This is a genomic window from Ancylobacter sp. Lp-2 (assembly GCF_020523795.1).
In the GTDB taxonomy this organism is placed as follows: domain Bacteria; phylum Pseudomonadota; class Alphaproteobacteria; order Rhizobiales; family Xanthobacteraceae; genus Ancylobacter.
On the sequence record NZ_JAJALI010000001.1, the window covers coordinates 924821 to 941825 of the forward strand.

The 17005-nt window shown below is 62.2% G+C and carries 21 protein-coding genes; 4 read left to right on the forward strand and 17 right to left on the reverse strand.

The window, feature by feature from the left end:
- Positions 1–24 precede the first annotated feature (24 nt).
- From LGR54_RS04365 to LGR54_RS04375, 3 genes are all read right to left on the reverse strand, one after another.
- Complete coding sequence (locus LGR54_RS04365; RefSeq protein ID WP_230360702.1) at positions 25–543, reverse strand: ImmA/IrrE family metallo-endopeptidase; 519 nt, start codon at positions 541–543, stop codon at positions 25–27.
- Positions 506–877 carry a hypothetical protein gene (locus LGR54_RS04370; protein ID WP_230360703.1) on the reverse strand — a complete coding sequence of 124 codons (372 nt, stop codon included), beginning with the start codon at positions 875–877 and terminating at the stop codon, positions 506–508. Before LGR54_RS04370 ends, LGR54_RS04365 begins: the two co-directional genes overlap by 38 nt.
- A 753-nt stretch (positions 878–1630) precedes the next feature.
- On the reverse strand, positions 1631–1912 hold the full coding sequence (locus tag LGR54_RS04375) for a DUF1488 family protein (protein WP_230360704.1): 282 nt from the start codon (positions 1910–1912) through the stop codon (positions 1631–1633).
- Between the two features lie 57 nt (positions 1913–1969).
- On the opposite strand from LGR54_RS04375, the gene LGR54_RS04380 reads away from it, so the two are divergent.
- Positions 1970–2719, forward strand: a complete 750-nt coding sequence (locus LGR54_RS04380) for an SOS response-associated peptidase (protein WP_230360705.1) — start codon at positions 1970–1972, stop codon at positions 2717–2719.
- Here LGR54_RS04380 and LGR54_RS04385 read toward each other — a convergent pair whose 3' ends face one another.
- Both LGR54_RS04385 and LGR54_RS04390 read right to left on the reverse strand, forming a co-directional pair.
- Complete coding sequence (locus LGR54_RS04385; RefSeq protein WP_230360706.1) at positions 2720–2959, reverse strand: hypothetical protein; 240 nt, start codon at positions 2957–2959, stop codon at positions 2720–2722.
- Positions 2956–3183 (reverse strand): hypothetical protein, encoded by a 228-nt coding sequence (locus tag LGR54_RS04390; RefSeq protein WP_230360707.1) that lies wholly within the window; start codon positions 3181–3183, stop codon positions 2956–2958. Before LGR54_RS04390 ends, LGR54_RS04385 begins: the two co-directional genes overlap by 4 nt.
- 116 nt (positions 3184–3299) lie before the next feature.
- Between LGR54_RS04390 and LGR54_RS04395 the strand changes: the two genes are divergently transcribed.
- Together LGR54_RS04395 and LGR54_RS04400 are read left to right on the forward strand one after the other, a co-directional pair.
- A complete protein-coding gene (locus tag LGR54_RS04395; protein ID WP_230360708.1) occupies positions 3300–3539 on the forward strand; it encodes a hypothetical protein in 240 nt (79 codons plus the stop codon).
- A gap of 5 nt (positions 3540–3544) precedes the next feature.
- Positions 3545–3985, forward strand: coding sequence for a GNAT family N-acetyltransferase (locus LGR54_RS04400; RefSeq protein ID WP_230360709.1), 441 nt, complete (start codon positions 3545–3547; stop codon positions 3983–3985).
- 20 nt (positions 3986–4005) lie between these two features.
- On the opposite strand, the gene LGR54_RS04405 is transcribed toward LGR54_RS04400, so the two are convergent.
- The 9 genes from LGR54_RS04405 to LGR54_RS04445 form a co-directional block, all read right to left on the reverse strand.
- Positions 4006–4203, reverse strand: a complete 198-nt coding sequence (locus tag LGR54_RS04405) for a hypothetical protein (protein ID WP_230360710.1) — start codon at positions 4201–4203, stop codon at positions 4006–4008.
- Positions 4204–4245: 42 nt separating this feature from the next.
- The gene (locus tag LGR54_RS04410) at positions 4246–4545 is read right to left on the reverse strand and encodes a hypothetical protein (RefSeq protein ID WP_230360711.1); all 300 of its coding nucleotides are present in this window, start codon (positions 4543–4545) and stop codon (positions 4246–4248) included.
- Positions 4542–4925, reverse strand: a complete 384-nt coding sequence (locus LGR54_RS04415; RefSeq protein WP_230360712.1) for a hypothetical protein — start codon at positions 4923–4925, stop codon at positions 4542–4544. Before LGR54_RS04415 ends, LGR54_RS04410 begins: the two co-directional genes overlap by 4 nt.
- On the reverse strand, positions 4873–6975 hold the full coding sequence (locus LGR54_RS04420) for a bifunctional DNA primase/polymerase (RefSeq protein WP_230360713.1): 2103 nt from the start codon (positions 6973–6975) through the stop codon (positions 4873–4875). Before LGR54_RS04420 ends, LGR54_RS04415 begins: the two co-directional genes overlap by 53 nt.
- Complete coding sequence (locus LGR54_RS04425; protein WP_230360714.1) at positions 6956–7210, reverse strand: hypothetical protein; 255 nt, start codon at positions 7208–7210, stop codon at positions 6956–6958. The genes LGR54_RS04420 and LGR54_RS04425 overlap by 20 nt, the downstream gene beginning before the upstream one ends.
- 4 nt (positions 7211–7214) lie before the next feature.
- A complete protein-coding gene (locus LGR54_RS04430) occupies positions 7215–7775 on the reverse strand; it encodes a hypothetical protein (RefSeq protein WP_230360715.1) in 561 nt (186 codons plus the stop codon).
- Between the two features lie 109 nt (positions 7776–7884).
- Positions 7885–8601 carry a hypothetical protein gene (locus LGR54_RS04435; protein ID WP_230360716.1) on the reverse strand — a complete coding sequence of 239 codons (717 nt, stop codon included), beginning with the start codon at positions 8599–8601 and terminating at the stop codon, positions 7885–7887.
- A complete protein-coding gene (locus tag LGR54_RS04440) occupies positions 8598–8783 on the reverse strand; it encodes an AlpA family transcriptional regulator (protein ID WP_230360717.1) in 186 nt (61 codons plus the stop codon). Before LGR54_RS04440 ends, LGR54_RS04435 begins: the two co-directional genes overlap by 4 nt.
- Positions 8784–8961: 178 nt before the next feature.
- The gene (locus tag LGR54_RS04445; RefSeq protein WP_230360718.1) at positions 8962–10125 is read right to left on the reverse strand and encodes a site-specific integrase; all 1164 of its coding nucleotides are present in this window, start codon (positions 10123–10125) and stop codon (positions 8962–8964) included.
- 197 nt (positions 10126–10322) lie between these two features.
- Between LGR54_RS04445 and LGR54_RS04450 the strand changes: the two genes are divergently transcribed.
- Complete coding sequence (locus tag LGR54_RS04450; protein WP_230360719.1) at positions 10323–12134, forward strand: tyrosine-type recombinase/integrase; 1812 nt, start codon at positions 10323–10325, stop codon at positions 12132–12134.
- Between the two features lie 20 nt (positions 12135–12154).
- On the opposite strand, the gene LGR54_RS04455 is transcribed toward LGR54_RS04450, so the two are convergent.
- From LGR54_RS04455 to LGR54_RS04465, 3 genes are all read right to left on the reverse strand, one after another.
- Positions 12155–12811 (reverse strand): hypothetical protein, encoded by a 657-nt coding sequence (locus LGR54_RS04455; protein ID WP_230360720.1) that lies wholly within the window; start codon positions 12809–12811, stop codon positions 12155–12157.
- Between the two features lie 1512 nt (positions 12812–14323).
- Positions 14324–15435, reverse strand: a protein-coding gene (locus LGR54_RS04460) for an IS3 family transposase (RefSeq protein ID WP_230360721.1) whose coding sequence is annotated in 2 segments (ribosomal slippage) — positions 14324–15180 and positions 15180–15435 — 1113 coding nt in all. Because the reading frame shifts where the segments join, the coding sequence is not laid out codon by codon here.
- 211 nt (positions 15436–15646) lie between these two features.
- A complete protein-coding gene (locus LGR54_RS04465) occupies positions 15647–16651 on the reverse strand; it encodes an AraC family transcriptional regulator (protein WP_230360722.1) in 1005 nt (334 codons plus the stop codon).
- Positions 16652–17005: the final 354 nt, after the last annotated feature.

The following is a 17005-nucleotide window of genomic DNA, read 5'->3' on the forward strand; positions in this document are numbered from 1 at the left end:
GGAGCTACGGTGCGGCTCCTGGCGCTATATGCCGAGCCTTAGCTCACGCATCCGAATGCGCGCCACTTCACTCGATACGTCGAACAGGCGAGACATTCCCGCATAGTCCTTTGTGCCCGCACTAAAGGCCGCTCGAACCAGCGGAGCCGGCATCAAAATTGTGGCAGCGTAGCTGTTAGCCTGCCGCTCAATGTCGTCACTCCTGTCGCTGCGATACATTGCATCGTCAACGATGCCGTCACCGATCAAGCTACGATGAAGCACAAAATGAGCGATCTCATGAGCTAACGTAAATCGCTGACGAGTCGATGAGTGCCGTCCATTGATACTGACGGTATAGCTATCACCATTGAACCACGGCGCCTCAATCTTTCCCGATACATTGTCGGGGAGATCAGATGCCACGCGCACATAAAGACCCAGTGCCTTGGCGATCGCAAAGACGTCGACAGGAGGGGTAAGTTGATGCCTACTGATGACCTCCATCGCCGTCAGATGGCGATCGTCACCCGCCGTCCCTGGCTGCGCCGTGTGCATATTCATCGCCGCCTCCCTGGCCGCCTTCCTGATCCAACGCCGTTCGAACCAATCGACCAGCTATCTCTTCTGCCGTTGCCTTTGCCACTTTTTCTGCGGCCTCCTTTGCCACAGACTTGGCAGTGTCATTGGCGATTTCTCTAATATGAAAATATCCGAGAAAAGCGGCAACTCCGAGAAATATCGTTGTCGCCGCGAGGGTCACACCGAGCGCCGCCAAAGTGGCAGTCACAACGTCAATGCTCTTCCAACCATCCGGGTATGACGCAGTGCGCAGCACAACGTCAATCCCGAGCAGAGCTGCGATCGCGAGGAGCAGAACAAGGAAGGCCCAACGCATCGAGGATCATACCCAGATCGCAAGGCGAATGAACCGACTCGCCTTCAGTCTAGTGAGCGCATGGCGCCCGACAGAAATCAAGCGCCTCCCCTCAGGCCACAACCTCGCCTCGACGTCGACCGTGTAGCCGGCGGCTGCTCAACCGCCCCAGCAGCCCCCGCCGCTGCACGGCCTCGGCGAGATGGAAGTAGCGAGCTGCAACTGAGAATAATTCGCTGACTACGAAGTAATGTAATGAATCAAAGCGCAGAGGTCGACGTCTCGCCCCCTGCGCTCACGATTATTCCAGATATTTTGGCTTCACATTACGGACCAGGGCGGGGTCCACCACCGCCTGGCTTGCCGCCACCGCTCGTTCCACCACCATTACCGCCGGGGAAGGTAGGCGTACCCATTCCACTTCTCCTTAAGTTGCTGCCGGTCATTCGGCGATACACATTCCGCATCGGAAATGTGTCCGAATTTGAACTAAAATTGTTCGTAAATAAGATATTAAATTACCGCTTGCCGGTATCCCTCTGCGCCTTCTCGACGCCGGTCCTCAGCCACGACCAACTCCCGGCATCTGAAGGGGAGACGGCTCGATGAAGTCACTCATCACTCTCGCCGTTCTGATTGCCTTTGCCGGCCCTGCCCTCGCCGACAGTTGCGTCGCCACCGCCGATTCCAGGAAGCTTGCGGGTGCAGCCCGCTCCAGCTTCCTCGGCAAGTGCGTCAAGGACAGCGTCGGGGCGCCTCCCGGCCGAGCAGGCATCATTCCCCCTTGGCGGCCTGAACGGTCTCATCTGCGTTGACGGTCACTATGCCATTCGCATTGACCGCCTTGCGACGTGCGGCAACCTCGATAGCCGAGCGGTGTTTCTCGAACCGCTCAAGGCGCTCCGCGCGGTCCGCTGCCTTGCCGCCCTCCAGCCGATCCAGCGCCTCCCAAGTGACCAAGCAAGGCACCACATCGGTGTCGCCGCGGAAGAAGAACCGGATCTTCTGAACGTCTTCCAGATCTTCGGCGGGTTTGGCAGAATGGTCTAGGATCATGGGAACCTCCTATTGCTAGGGAGGCAACCCATCAGCGCGCCGGAAGTTCAGATCCGCATGTGCAACCTCTACAGCCATAAATCCAACCTCGCTGCCATCACCGACCTCGTCGGGACGCTCCGCAATGGCGTCGGCAATCTGGCGCCCCAGCCGGGCATCTATCCCGACTACCCGGCGCCAGTGGTGCGGAATGGCGAGGATGGCGAGCGCGAGATCGTCATGGCTCGCTGGGGGATGCCGACATCACAGGTCGTGCAGCTTGAAGCCGCCAAGAAGCGCGCGGCGAAGCTCGAGGCGAAGGGGCAGACGGTCGACTTCAAGGATCTGCTGCGGATGGAGCCCGACAAGGGCGTGACAAACATCCGAAACACCAGCAGCCGGCATTGGCAGCGCTGGCTCGGCACCGAGCATCGGTGCCTGGTGCCGTTCACCAGCTTCAGCGAGCCCCCGGCGGGCGCCAAGGGGCCGGACACATGGGAATGGTTTGCTCTGACGCCTAGCGAGCCGCTGGCCTTCTTCGCCGGACTGTGGACCACATGGACGGGCGTGCGGAAGATCAAGGAGGGCGAGGTTACGGCCGACCTCTACGGCTTCCTGACGACGGAGCCGAATGCGGTCGTCGGGTCGGTTCACACCAAGGCGATGCCGGTGATCCTGACAAAGGCCGAGGAGCGCGACGTCTGGCTGCGCGCCCCATGGGACGAAGCGGCGGCGCTTCAGCGCCCCCTGCTGGACGATCAGATCGTGATCGTGGAGCGGCCGGCGACCGATGACATGGCGACGCCGACGCAACCCGCGCTATTCTGATCAGGATTCCATCCCACCGAAGCCCGGCGGGCGTTCATAGGGCGCCGCGTCGATGGCGGCGGCCAGCTGCATATCCATCAGGATCAGCGAGTAGTTGAGGATGTCGCAGCCCAGATACGCGGTCGTGCCAATCGGGAGCCGCGCGGCCCACTGACGTACATGGCGTTGGAACTCCCGCACCTCGCGTTGCATTTCCTTGGCTTCGTGCGCGTGGAGCGCTCGCTGGGTTCGTTTGCTCACGATCCCGCTCCCTCTTTCAGGTGCCGCGATGGCCGGCCCCGGACATAGCCCCACGAGGCCTCCTGTCGCGCCGCTTCCAATGCGGCCTCCATAAACTGCCCGGCTATCAGAAGAGCCCGAACAGCCTCACGTGCATCGCCGCCGCAGGCGGCTATCGCTTCGTCCACATCGGTGTCGGTGACGACAATAGGCTGCTGTTCGGCGGGCGATTGCTCGCTCGGCATCGTCTGCTCCATCGGTTGATGGCCAGATTGATTCCACGAGAACGAAAATAGAACAAGCCCGATCCAGGTAGGGGTGTTAGAACTCCTCTCTGTGCTCAATCGGAGGAGCGACGCAGATGGCGAGCGTGACCTATTACGTGGTGCTGCCGTTCGTGCGGAATGAGGAAGGCGAGCTTGTCGCCGAGGAAGCGATCGAAGTACAAAGCGCCACATCGGCAGCGTCGAAGGCGCTAGTTCTCTCTGCCCGCAAGGCCGGCGCGGTGGCGTTTTCTCGCACCGGGGATCCGAGCCAAGGCGAGTTCGAGCCGGCCGTCGTGATCGCTCGCTACGGCGAGACGCCAGACGATTTGGAGTGACGAGCATGGCCACGTTGGTGAGCATCCGACCGGTCACGTCGGGCGACGCCCCTGCGATATCCGTCTTGATGCGGGGGATGGGATTCGATCATTCGATCGCTGAAATTGAACGGCGTCTCGCCTTGGCACCCAGCAGGATGACCGACCCAGCCTTTATCGCGGACGATGGCGACCAAAAGCCCGTGGGCTTGCTCGCCCTTCATATCGCACCTCTCTTGTTCTATCCGGCGCCGCTGGCGAGGATCACAACAATCGTTGTGGCTGAAACTTCGAGGCGAGAGGGGATAGGCAGCGCCTTAGTCCGGTTCGCAGAAGACCTCGCGATGCGCGCGGGATGCGATACCCTTGAGCTTACCAGCGGCCTGTATCGAGAGGGCGCCCACGCGTTCTATGAAGCGCGAGGCTTTCAGCGGGCGGGTCTTCGGATGTCCCGTCCGCTGGTGTAACCGCCGAACGACTGGAGTGATCAGACACCCTCCAGCGTGTGCTGGAAGCCGGCCGGCCGCCAGTCCGGCGGATCGCTTTCCGCCTGATCACACACGGCAAGGATGGCGCGCGCCAGCCGGCGCAGCTCGGCCGGATCGCCATGGACGGTGTTGTGGCCACGGTCGACGATGACGATGCCGGTCGGTAGATCGAGCACGACCAAGTCGGCACCAGGCACGTCCAGCGCCCGGCCCCCTGGTGGCAGGCGCCGCATGTGAGCCTACCGCGGCAGGGCACGCAGCAGCGGTGCGAGCCAATCCCACGCATAGGTCGCAACAAGACTCAGCGCGCCGCCGGTGAACATTGCTGCCCGCCAACCGCCGGACAGCGCGAGCCATCCGCCTTTTGCCTGCGTCAGAAGCTGTTTGATTTCGGCGACGTCATTCTTCACGGACTTGATTTCGTCACGCACTTCCCGGAATTCATTCCGCACCTCAACGCGAGATTCCTCATGCTGTCGGGTGAGGTGCCGCACTTCAGATTCCACGACAGCCAGTCTTTCGAGCTCGGTAAAGGTCATCGGCGCACCGCCTTAACGGCCAGTGCGCCGGCATCGCCCAGAATGATCGCGGGAATGAGGATCATCGCCATGCCGTTGATGTGCTCCGGCACATCCACCACAACGAGGTGCAGCCCGAACCACGGGTTGATGATTTGCACTAGGTAGATCGCCGACCACCAAAGCCCGTACGGGATGACGATCAGCAGCCTACCCAGCCGAACGGCCGACCATCGATCGCCCGCCTCGGCTAGCGCGATGTCCCGCGCCGCCTCGAGCTTGGCTATGGTCTGTTCGGCTTCCAGCTTGGCGGCATCGTTCGCTGCGGTCAGCTTGGCCTGATAGGCGTCAGTCAGCGCCGACGTGATCTTGGTGAGCGTGCCGCCGGTGAGCCACCGCATTGGCCCAGTCCTGAATCTCAGCGGTGATCACTGGCTTCTTGGTATCGCACCCCACCGCGACGATCAGCGCCAAGCGGGCAGCATTCTCGCCGACGCGGTTGAGAATCGGCCGGTATTGCGGATCCAGGGTCGTCCGCATGGCACGCATCCGGTCGTCGAACGCCTCGAAAAGGTCCTCGACCCCCGGTGCGAATTCGACCGTGATCGTGGGCCAAGGCTTGGCCTCGGGATTGGCAGACAGCGCGTGCCATGGCCCTGCCCCGAGATGACCTGCACTGCCGCCTAAAAGCGCCGAGACCTTCGCCGACAACTCGGATGGGACGTTGTCTAGCGACCCGGCGGGGCGTCGCACCTTCACCGGCTCGCCGTCGCCAGCGTCGATCAGCACCAGGCGACCAAGCAGGCCCTCCGAGATATTGCCGGACGAAAGCGCAGCCCAAAATGTACTTGGCGTCGACACACCGTGGATCGTCAAGCAGGGTTGGATGATCCGCTTAATATTCCCGCTGGCTTTCTCGGCGCCGCCCCAGCTTCCGGAAGGTGCACCAGTCAACTCCATCAACGCAGTGGCAATTTCCTCGCGATGAGGCGCGACATTCTTGCCCGTGTGAAGTGCCAAAAACTTCCCGAATTCGTCGATTACAGCGATGCAAGACGGCGACTTCCGCAGGCGCCCCGCGAGGCCAGGTAGCGAACGTAGTTTGTCGGCGAAGATGTGTTCGCTCACCCGCGTTCCGTCGGGCGTCGAGTCGGCCAGTGCTTCGGCCGCGCGGATCGTGATGTCCTTGCCGAAACCGGATTCGGCGAGCGCGATCAGGTACAGATTGCTGCGCAAGCCGGTCGGCCCCCTGTACCGACGTCCGATCAACCCAGCCGTCAGCGCCAACGCCGAGGCGAGCGAGAGGTGGGGAGACGGGAAGCGAGCACAACTGGCGACCCAGCGGGCGAACTCGCCGACGGCACCAGGCGGATAGCAAAGCTCGAGGGGCAAGCCGGAGGTGCTGGCCGTTGGAATGGGCAGGGCCGCGTCCTCGTCGTCGTCATTGTCTGCGGACGGCGGAGGTGGGGCTGTGCCGAAATGTACCGCCGCTGCCGGACGATGCTGCCAGCCAAGGGCGGCAGGATCGATCCCCATCCGGTCGCACAGCCAGAAGGCCGCATCGCGCGGGGTGGGCGCGCCGCCGTACTCGATCACAAGCTGGGTTGCGGTCGCTGACGTCTCGGTGCCGAAGTCCTGGATACCATCTGGGTGGATCGAAACGTCCTCCTCGAACGCGCGTCCCAGATCTTTCGAGGTCACCCTCCAGGCACCGGTGCCGGATTCGCGGCGCGCCGAGGGAAACAGGGTAGGAACCCACGCCTCGAGGTTGCCGAGCGCGGCGGTGTTAACCTGCTGCCAAAAGGTCCTGCCGACATTCAGGGGCTCGGCCTTCAGCTTCGCCTTCTTCACCGGCTCGCCAACAGCAGCAAGCACTGCCTCAGCCTCGGCGAGGAAGCCGTCTACGGTCGCGCCGTCGATCATAGGTAGGTCATCCAGCGCCACCTCGAGAGGTGACGCCGCCTCCCATTCGTACGGCTTGCCGGTGTCGGGGTGGATGCCGAACGCGACGAATTGCTGGCCCGCTCCGAGTACCTCTACTTGGCAAACGTGCCCGCCGATCCGATACTTCGCGGTGCTGATCTTCTCCCGCGGAGCGTCGGCGCGGAACAGATAAAGCGCCTTGGGTGCCTTGCCGATCCGGCAGAGCGCGTGGTTGCCGCCGGGCAGCTCGCGGACCATCGCTCCGAGCCTCGCCGCAGTGTCGACGTCGGGGACGTCGACGTCGATCGCCACGACCGCGCCTGCCAGAATGCCGGTGTTTGTCGCCTGCGGCGCGTGGCGAATGAGGCCGTCGACCTGGCGATGGTCGGGCTTCAATTTCTGCCAGCGCTTGGTCCCGTGCGGACTCTTTCCTTCGACCGGAACGGCCGTGTAGCCATTGTCGATCAACGCATGGCGCAGGGAGGCGAGCTCGGGATTGGGGGAGATATTACGCGACGCGACGGTCATTGGGTTCACGGCTCCGGAGAAGAGAAACAGCGTCGGCGGCGAGAGCATCGGCAATACGCGTGGGGATGGCCGCACATCTGCGACCAAACGCATTCGGTGCCCAAAGTCGCAGCGCGCCATCGGGGGTGCGCTTTAAGGTCAAGTCGTAGAGTTTGATTCCGTCCGACGTCTCGACATCGAGACGCGCAAGGTCGGACCCGCCCGGCTCCGCCGGGCGGATGCCGATGATCTTCAACGGATCACCATGGTGGCCTTCTGACCCTGCCGTCGGCGGCGCGGTCGGCAATAAGCGCAGCCCGACGCGCTGCGCGCCACGCCTCGACGAACCGCTCCTCGCCATCACCCGCGCCGCGGTCGCCATCGTGGAAGCCGGTCATGCGGTTTCGATACGATAGGCTGTCGTGACAGAAGCCGATGCCTCCGCCAACGTGCGGGACGGCATCACCCCAGCCGTAGTCACCGCCGCACCATTCGGCGATGGCACCGAGCGCGATGCCCCCCGCTCGGATCGAGCCGAGGCCCGTCCCGAGAAGAAGAATGTCTCCCCGGTGCCCCGCGACGCGGGACGAGCCGCTGGCGAGCAGGCGGGCGGCCGGGGTAGGCTTAAGCTCGGGTTCGACACCAACCAAGACGGTGCTGGCGCCGATCAGTGAAAAGGTTGGCGCCCATCCGCGCGGTCCGAATGGGCGGTACTCATAGTGCCACCCGAGGTGGTCGAAGAAGGCAGCCCAGGTTGCGTGTAGGCGAGACTCGAAGTGAAGGCCAAAGTAACGGCAAGGGCCGTTGCTGCCGAGTTCCATGGGGAGCTCCCGTAAAGACAAGACCGATCATCCGCCGCGGCGACGGTGCGGGGCGGTCTGATGCGATTGCTTATGCCCGCGGGGCGGGCGGCTGCTTGAGAAGGTGGGGTTAGGCAGCCCGGACTGCGGGAGCCGGGAAGATCGGCACATGCCGATCGCCAGCCGACGGCAGGAGCATGCCTCTCGTCACGCCGTTGCGGCGGCAGATACTGTAGACGTCACCGGGCTCGATATATGCCCAGATGTTGCCATCCTCCGCTTCTTCCGCGTCGGCCGCGATGTTGAAGAGCTCATCGCCGACATCGCATATGGCCTTCCAGACCGTCGGCTTCGCGACGATGCGTTGCGCCGCCCGCCAGACTAGCCGCTGGAAGGCATAACCGTCTCTTCCGCGCGCGAACAATGTCCGCACGATAGAGTCGATCCCATGGTGATCGCCCTCCGAGGCGATGAGCAGCCGAATAGGCTTCTCACGCTCGATGCAGTGCCGGCGTTCACCTGCCGGCCCGGCGGCCAGAGTAACGCCGAGCTTGAAGTGGAGCGCGCGATAGTCAAAATCGATTGATACTCGATGTGCCCCTTTACGGCTTCGTGGACGAGCCAAGCCCGAATAACAGACACTTTTCTTGCCAGACGCATCCGGCGCGTAGTTCGCACACACGCCGACGCTTTCAAGAAGATTTCCCATCGCATACATGGTCACGGCGTGGGCAGCTTCATGGTGACACACGGTTTCTAAGTAGGATGCGACGGTGAAGACGTTCTCCTCCTCCATCGGGTCGTTCTGAAACATGCCATCGAAATAGCTGCCGGTATCGAGCATCACGCCGCCCCCCGCTGATCCCGCGCGGCGATCCGCTGGTCGATCCAGGAATCAACCTCGGCACGAATGAATGCGATCCTGCGATCCCCTAAGGGAACCGCTGCGGGGAAGGTGCCTGCCGCCCTGCGCTTGAAAAGTTCGGCCCGCGAGAGCCCGATCTCGCGCACAACGTCGTTCACGCTCATGAGGCGAGCGCGGTTATCATTTGCCGGCATATAAACTCCCATCTTGGGAGGTGGCTAGGGATGGTTGCTAGTGCTGGCGACTGGCGCCCGCAACGTCTATAAATGTACCCCTGCTCGGCCGGCCACGCTATGCCCCCAACCGGGAGAAACTCGACGCGACGCACATTGCGAGCAGAAACTAGCGAGGCGACGCGCAGTAGTCCGCCCACGCCGCCATGAGCAGGCGACGCTTCGCCAGGGCGTCACTGCGCCGGTAAGCCCTCTCAACGGAATCGCCGACGGCGTGGGCAAGAGCGGCCTCAGCCACCTCCCGAGGAAACTCGGTGGCATCGCCGCACCAATCTCGGAAGGTGGATCGAAGGCCATTTATTGTAGATTTATCGCCACTGGCCCGCCGCAGTGCGACGACCATTGCGGTATCGCTGACCGGAAGCCCGTCTTTCTCGCCCTCGAAGACGAGCGGCCCTCGGGCGACCTGCTGGCGCTCCCGAAGGATCTCGAGCGCGCGGCCCGTGAGCGGTACGGTGTGCTCGCGCTTCATCTTCATCCGGCTCGCCGGCACGGTCCAAAGTTCGGCGCCAAAATCAATTTCGTCCCACGTCGCGCCGCGCACTTCACCGGCACGTGCGGCGGTGAGCGCTTGAAACTCAACGGCCCGTGTTCCGGTGCCATTCGCCGCTCGGAGGGCCGCCATTATCACCGGGATGCGCGCATGGGGCGCTGCAGTATTGTGACCGCGGGTGAGCTTCTTTCGGGCCGGCAGGAGATGCTGGAGGCGACCAGACCATTGAGCGGGATTGTCGCCTTGGTAGAGATTGCGTGCGCGGGCGTGATCGACGACCGCGGCCACGCGCATGCGCAGCCGGTCGGCGATCTCGGGCGTTTTCTGCCAGATGGGCGAGAGCAGCGTAACGATATCGTCGACGCCCACGTCGGCGATCGGCTTGGCGTGCAGCGGCTCGGCCTGCACTTCGAGCGAATGGCGCCACTGCCAACGAGATTTCTCATTTTTCAGGGCCGCATCTTTGACTGCCAGCGTGTCATCGGCGACGTCCTTGAAGGTCGTAACCTTCCGCTTACCCGGTCGGGGATCTTCGCCGCGCGCTAATTGGTCCCTTATGACTTCGGCCTTCTCGCGAGCCAGCTTGACGGACACCGGCGCCGTGCCTTGACCGTATCCGCCAAGGCCGATCTCGGTTCGAGTCCTTCCCCGTCTATATACGAAGAACCATTGCTTCGAACCGCCATCGCGCACCCGGACAAACAGTCCGTCGCCGTCGGAATACATCCCCGGACGGCTGAGCGCCTTAACCTGAGCATCCGAAAGCTTGTTCCGCGCCATCGTCGATTCCCGATGCCATAACCATAGTATCGTCACTGATGTCTTTTGGTGTGTCTAGTGTCAATAAAAGACCTTACAAATCAATATGTTGGCTCCTCTCCTGGGCACCATCCCTTCCGAATTGCGCCTTTGGCGTCGGAAGTTGAACCCCCTCAGAGTGTTGTGCTTACGGAACTGTGTTACAGGACCGTGTATCAATGCTCTTTCGGCTGGTTCGTCCGATGCGCCGTAGCGATACCCGCAATCACCAATTCGCCCTGCGCATCCCTAAAGATCTGAAGTCCCGCATGGTCGGGATGATGCTTGAGATTCCCTTAGGCGATGGCTTCGTCTCGGTCCCCATCACCGAGAAGACCCACTACATTCGATTTTCGCTGAGAACTGCCGAGCCGTCCGACGTCAAGCGGCGACAGGCGGCGGCCCTTCAGCACGTGGAGAGCATCTTCGCGAGCCTCCGAGCCTCCGCACCGGTTGCCCTTACACACAAGCAGTGCGTAGCGCTGGCGGGAGAGGTCTACCGAGCATGGGCAGGGGAGTTGGAGAGTTTTCGCACCCGAACGGTCTTCGAGCAGACGCCGGGTGACGATGCGGACCTCGCGCTGGATTTCGAGCTGGAGGCGCTGGCAGTCCGGCATGCGACCGAGGAACTACAGAAGCTCGATAGTGCGGCGCTTGAGCGACAGATAGGCCCGTTGGTGGATCGTATGCTGATGCGACATGGCATCGTCGCAGTGGACGTTCGGTCGCGCAGCATGCTGCTCATGGAGGTCCCCAAAGCGCTGACGGAAGGGCTGGAGGCTCATGCTCGCAAGGTCGGAGGTGACTATTCACCCGACCCAAAGTCAGAGCGCTTCCCGGAATGGCAAAAGCCGTCGACCCCAAGGCTCGCCGCAGGCGCCGCAGCGGAGTCCAAGCCAGGACGCCTGACGCTGGACGACTTGCTGGAGGGGTGGTGGAAGGAGGCGAAGGCAGCGGGGCGTAAGCAAAGCACCTATGAGAGCTACCGACGCACCGTGACGGCCTTCGCGGCGTTCCTGAAGCACAAGGACCCGAGGCAGATCACACCCGAGGACGTCATCGCCTACAAGGATCATCGGATTGCGGAAGGGGTGAGCGCGAAGACGGTCAAGGATAGCGACCTTGCCGGCCTCAAGACGGTTCTAGGATGGGCAGCCGCCAATCGGAAGATCGCTACGAATCCGGCAGCAGGAGCGACACTCAGGATCGGCCGCAAGAAACGTCTCCGCTCACCAGCTTTCACTGACGGGGAGGTGCGGGCGATTCTTTCTAAAGCGGCAGCATATCGTCAGGGAAATGCTGAGAGCTGGCAGATGGCGTCTGCCAAGCGGTGGGTGCCTTGGCTTTGCGCCTTCACGGGCGCTCGCCTTGGAGAAATCGTGCAGCTCCGTCGCCAGGACGTGCGGCAGGAGGGTGGGCGATGGGTGATCCACATCACGCCTGAGGCCGGCACCGTGAAGACTAACGAGGCGCGGGACGTGCCGCTCCACGCTCAGCTTGTCGAGATGGGCTTCCCTGAGTTCGTGGCGGCGGCGCCCGAGGCGCGCCTGTTCATGGTGTTGTCTGGGGAGGGAGAGGAGGCTTGGCGGAAGGCGTGGCGGACGGCCAAGAACCGCGTCACCGAATTCGCGAGAGGGGCGCTGGGAGATGTGGAGGTTGCCCCCAATCATGGCTGGCGGCACCGCTTCGAGACGCTTGCGATAGAACAGGGCTTCAACGGACGGGTGGCGGATGCGCTGGTCGGTCATGCGCCCGGCCGCGTGGCAGATACCTACGGGGAAGTGACCCTGTCGGCGCGAGTGACCGCCATCGACAAACTCCCCCGGGTGGCGCTGGAGGTCGCGCCTTTCGACGTGGCGTCCCTGCGATGGGATGTCAGGGATCGCGGAGGACGTGGCGTGAAGAAGCGGGTGCTGGTCCCCAGAAATCGGCCTAAGGTGCGCCGAGGAAAGGGTGCCCATCCCAAAGCCTCTTCCCCCGGCGTCTCCTAGGTGCGGCGAGCCGGAGAGTGTTACGCCGCCGCCCAGTCTCCCAAGCTCAGAGCGAGCATGATGAGCGAAAGGTATTCCTCAAGGGGAACGTCAATGCCGGCCTTGGCGTGGTTGTCGGTCCAGTAGAGTTCCACAGCTGCGAAGAACTCTGGACGTCCCTTTTCTGGCGGGCGAGAGGGCTTCTCATCCACGACGTAGGGGCACGTCGTGAACGCATCCCTGCCGCAGTCATGATAGTCCATGCGGGTCCCATTGGTGGTGCGCTGCTGGACCTCCTCATGGGGCTTGGCGTCGACGATCACCCGCTCGACGTAGATCGACTGCCCACGGGGGTGCTTTATGCGGAACCGGGGGTAAGAATATCCCCTGCCTCTCCCTGCATTGTCGTTGATATTGAGGGGCATTCCGACCCCCACAGCGAGCACGATGGCGGCGGCGTCGGTGGAATTGAACAAACGAGCAGTATTACCCTCGGGCTTCTTCTTAGAGAAGATCGAAAGCCCGACCATCGGCTGTGCGTCAGGATCGTCCCGGTATTTTAGCACTATGTCGCGCACGGAACCGTGAGCAGGGTAGCTGTTGAAGAATTCAAGAGACGGCTTGGGATGCTGCTGCGGATCAGCTCGGTGTTTGGCCTCAGAGAGAATGTAGGCTTTGAGGACCTGATAGGAAGACATGGAGATGTATCGTCGGGTCGTCACTGGGATAGGCCTTTCTTGGTCGAGGGTGGTGGGGGCGGGCGTGCACAAGCGTCCTCTCCGCCATTGCAGGGGCATGGAGAGTTCGGGCCCTGTGTCGGCGACGTCACCCGCAGGCCGGGGATGTGAGATGACGTGGGAACTGGGAGGGGATCGGTGAAAGGGCGCCGAGACCCATGTGATCGACTTGAGGCTACTGGGGGTATCAGCCGGGTGGGGGTCTGGCGTGGTGAACTGTGGTGCGCCCCATCGCACGCAGAGGCCGAGCGGAGGGGCTCTAGGTGATCGGCGTTTGGCTCACTCAGCCACCATCACCGGCCGAACGGAGGGACCGGGAGTGCTGACTGTTGCCTTGAGTGGGAAGCCGGGAATGGGGCCGCAAGTCCGGCATCAAGAGGCCGATCCTGCCGCGCTTTTCGTACAATGATGCTGGTGATTGAGGCCGTCTCTCACTGGAGGCGCTCGATGTGCACCCGAAGCCCTCTTCTCATATAGCTACCTATTATCACTCCAACGCCGCCGGCCGCCCGGTGCCGTCTCGGGGGAGGGGGTCTATAAGCCTAGGCACCATCAGTGCACCTTGGGTCCCTCTCGTAACGAAGGGTATTGATTGGGTCCCTGCCTACCGCATCGATGTGTGGCTATGACTTAAGGTGTTGGCGATGACGATGATCTGCCTAGGTATTATGTGTACACTTTGGGTACCTTCTCTATAGGCTGCCCATTGTCGCTACTTTCTTGCCGCCCACCGAACGTGGTCACTGAGAGGCGCCTTCTCATATGGCTGGGTATTAGTCGGTCCCTGCTTGCCGCACCGATGCGCTGCGACGACCTGAGGTGTTGGCGCAGACGAAGCCTGATGAGCCTAGGCACTATCAGTACACCTTGGGCTCCCCTTCTCTTATGGCAGGGTATTGACGCTACCTCTCTATCGCCACCCAAAGCCGTCACTGGGGAGCGTCTTCTCATATGGCAGGGTATTAAATGGCTTCTGCTGCCGCTCGGATGCCTAGTGACGATCTTGGGTTACTGCGGCGGCGGTCTGAGAAATTAGGTGTTGTCAGTGGGCTTTGGGTAGCTTTCTACTATGGCTACCTATTATTGCAGCCGAATTGCCGTCGCCTCAGGAACTGACAAGGTGCCTTCGAGCGGTGTCACGTTATGGCGGTGATGGGAGGCTGTCGGGCTTAGGTGCTTCCAGTATATCTTTGGTCCTCTTCTTTGTATGAAGGGTATTGACGTTTCTCTTCTCTCGCTACCCGTTCATCTTGGAGGGGCTCGGGCGACTTACAGTGATGTTGGCGATGAGGGCTGTCTACCAGCCAACGGTTCTCGGTGTGCACCCGGGGCTTTTCTTTCAATACACTGCCTATTCCGTCGAGGGGGCTGAACTCGGTGTAGGCCGCCTGGGCCTCTCTCCCTTAAGGGAGGGTATTTCTCTGGTGCCGCAGTAATTGACGTTGCCTGACGTTGCCCCCTATTTGCCCTCGTTCATAACTGGACTCTGTTCTCGATGTGGTCCGTTCTGGACCGGGTTGCAAACTCGTTGGGGGTGAGGCCGCCAAGGCTCGTGTGCGGCCGGTGGGCATTGTAGTCCATCCTCCATTCTTCGATCAGCCTGCGAGCGGTCGGCAGGTTACGGAACATGTGCTCGTTGAGACATTCGTCCCGGAAGCGACCATTCAGGCTCTCGACGAACCCGTTCTGCATCGGCTTGCCTGGCGCAATGTAGTGCCACTCGACCTGGCTATCCTCCTGCCATTGCAGGATTGCCCGCGATGTCAGCTCGGTGCCGTTGTCGCTGACGACCATGAGCGGCCGGCCGCGAAGGGCGATGAGGGCATCGAGTTCGCGGGCGACCCGCTGGCCGGAGAGCGAGGTGTCGACGACAAGCGCCAGGCATTCGCGGGTGAAGTCGTCGACCACGACCAGCACACGAAAGCGCCGTCCATCGACCAACTGGTCGGCGATGAAGTCGAGGCTCCAGCGCTGGTTCGGCCCCTGTGGCAGGGCCATCGGCGCCCGCGTTCCGAGCGCGCGCTTGCGCCCGCCACGCCGTCGCACCGTCAGTCGCTCTTCACGATAGAGCCGGAACAGCTTCTTATGGTTCAGCTCGACGCCGTCCCGCCGCAGCAGGATGTGCAGGCGCCTGTAGCCGAACCGCCGCCGTTGACCCGCCAAGGTCTTCAGGCGCGCCCGGATCATCACGTCGTCGGAGCGGCGCGAGGCATAGCGATAGGTCTTCGGGTCAAGCCCGATCAGGCCGCACGCCCGACGCTGCGAGTAGCTCTTCTCTTCGATGGCCCAGGTCACGAACGCTCTCCGCGATCCGGGCTTCAGAAGTTTTTTCCAAGCGCCTCGCGCAACGTCGCGACGTCGAGCATCGACTCCGCCAGCAACTTCTTGAGCTTCCGGTTCTCGTCATCCAGAGCCTTCAGCCGACGCGCGTCCGATACCTCCATCCCGCCATAGCGATTGCGCCAATTGTAGAGGGTCGCATCGCTGATCCCGTACTTGCGGCAGAGATCCGCAACCGCGACCCCGGCCTGATGCTCCTTCAGGACCGCGATGATCTGCTCTTCGCTAAACCGGCTCTTCTTCATCTCCGTCTCCTTCCGACGGAGTCCAATTCAAACCGAGGGCGCTTCAGGGGGCAACGTCAACCGAACCCCTCGTACCGGTTCTACATGTAGATGTGTCGTAAAGGTCCGTGGCGGCGCGAACGACCAGTTGGGTTGCCAGAATGCGGACGCCCCAATGTCCGCGGTGGGTCAGATTCAGAAGGGGCCGAGCGCAGACGGACGCTGCCGTCTGCTACATCTTGGAGCGGAACTCCCGCGGTGCGCGGCCAGTCACCTTTCGAAAGGCGCGGGCGAAATTGGCGGGAGAGGAATATCCCAGCTCTGCCGAAACACGGGTGACCGAGCCATCCGTGTGCCGCAGCAATTCGGTGGCTCGCTGGATCCTTGCCGCGTTTGCCAGGCCTCGAAAATCGGTGCCAGCCCGATTCAGCTCGCGTTGCAGCGTGCGGACGCTGGTGTCCATCGATTGCGCGGCGCTTTCGATGGACACGCTGCCGGTGAGAACCTGGGCGCGGATCTGCTCTACGACGACATCGAGCAGAGCCCGTGGAGCACCGGCTCCCCGGTCTCGCGCCACATCCTCGATGGTGACGCTCGGCCGCGAAGTACGCCTAGATACAGCGGATAAAAGATGGCGCTCCATGACGACGGTCACCGCCGGCGCATTGAAAATGACCGGGCACTGGAACACATCTTCGAACAGCGCTGGCTGGCTCGGCTCGTCGATATCGAGTTCAACGCGCAGCGGATGCCAGTCGACAGGCAAATAAGCCCTGAAGACACTCAGCAGCACCCCAGCCGCGGCGCTGGCAACGATGTCGTAGCCGGCGCGGCCGGCCAGGGCAAAGCCGTAGCTGAATCGCGCCTCGTCGCCATCGATCGCGACCGACATCCTGTCATCCGTGCAGTGATAACGCAGCGCCGCTATGGCGTGCTTGAGGGATTGGCCGAGGGTGTCGGCTCCGAGGATATAGCGCCCAAAAGTGCCATAATTGGCAACGTCCATCACCGGAGCCATCAGAATCCCGAGGTTGTGCTCGCCCGCCGCTCTCGCCGCGGCATCCACGAAAGCAAGCACCGCCGCGTGCGGAATGAAGCAATTCCCGTCCTCGATCAGTTCGAGGTCGAACCCTGCCGCGCGATTGGCCTGCAGAAGCGCCCTTTCCCCGATCTCTTGCCGCAGGAAAGCCGGCAGGCCGTGAAGTATGCGGTTCGAGATAACCGGTATCTCAGCCATGCGCGGGATGCTCCGAGGATACCGCCATGATGGCGCAAAATGAGTGGTTTTGAAATCCGATTGCTGCTCTCTGCCTCCACATAAGTGTGTCGGGCCGATGGGGAAATCTATCTGCGGCCGTCAGCATGTCTTTGGCTATAGCCAAGGAAATTTGTCGACCGTGAGCGCGAGGAAATTGCCCATGCCAACCAATGGCCCTCTTGCTACGTCCCGGCCGACTAGGAGGCGCGTGAATGCCATCGCCGCACCGCCGAGGTCGTGGGCGGCACTTGCCCTCGTCGCAACCTTGTTGTGGCCGGGGGGCGCAGGCGGAGGATTCGTCGTGCTAAACATATTCAAGCTAACGATCCTGTC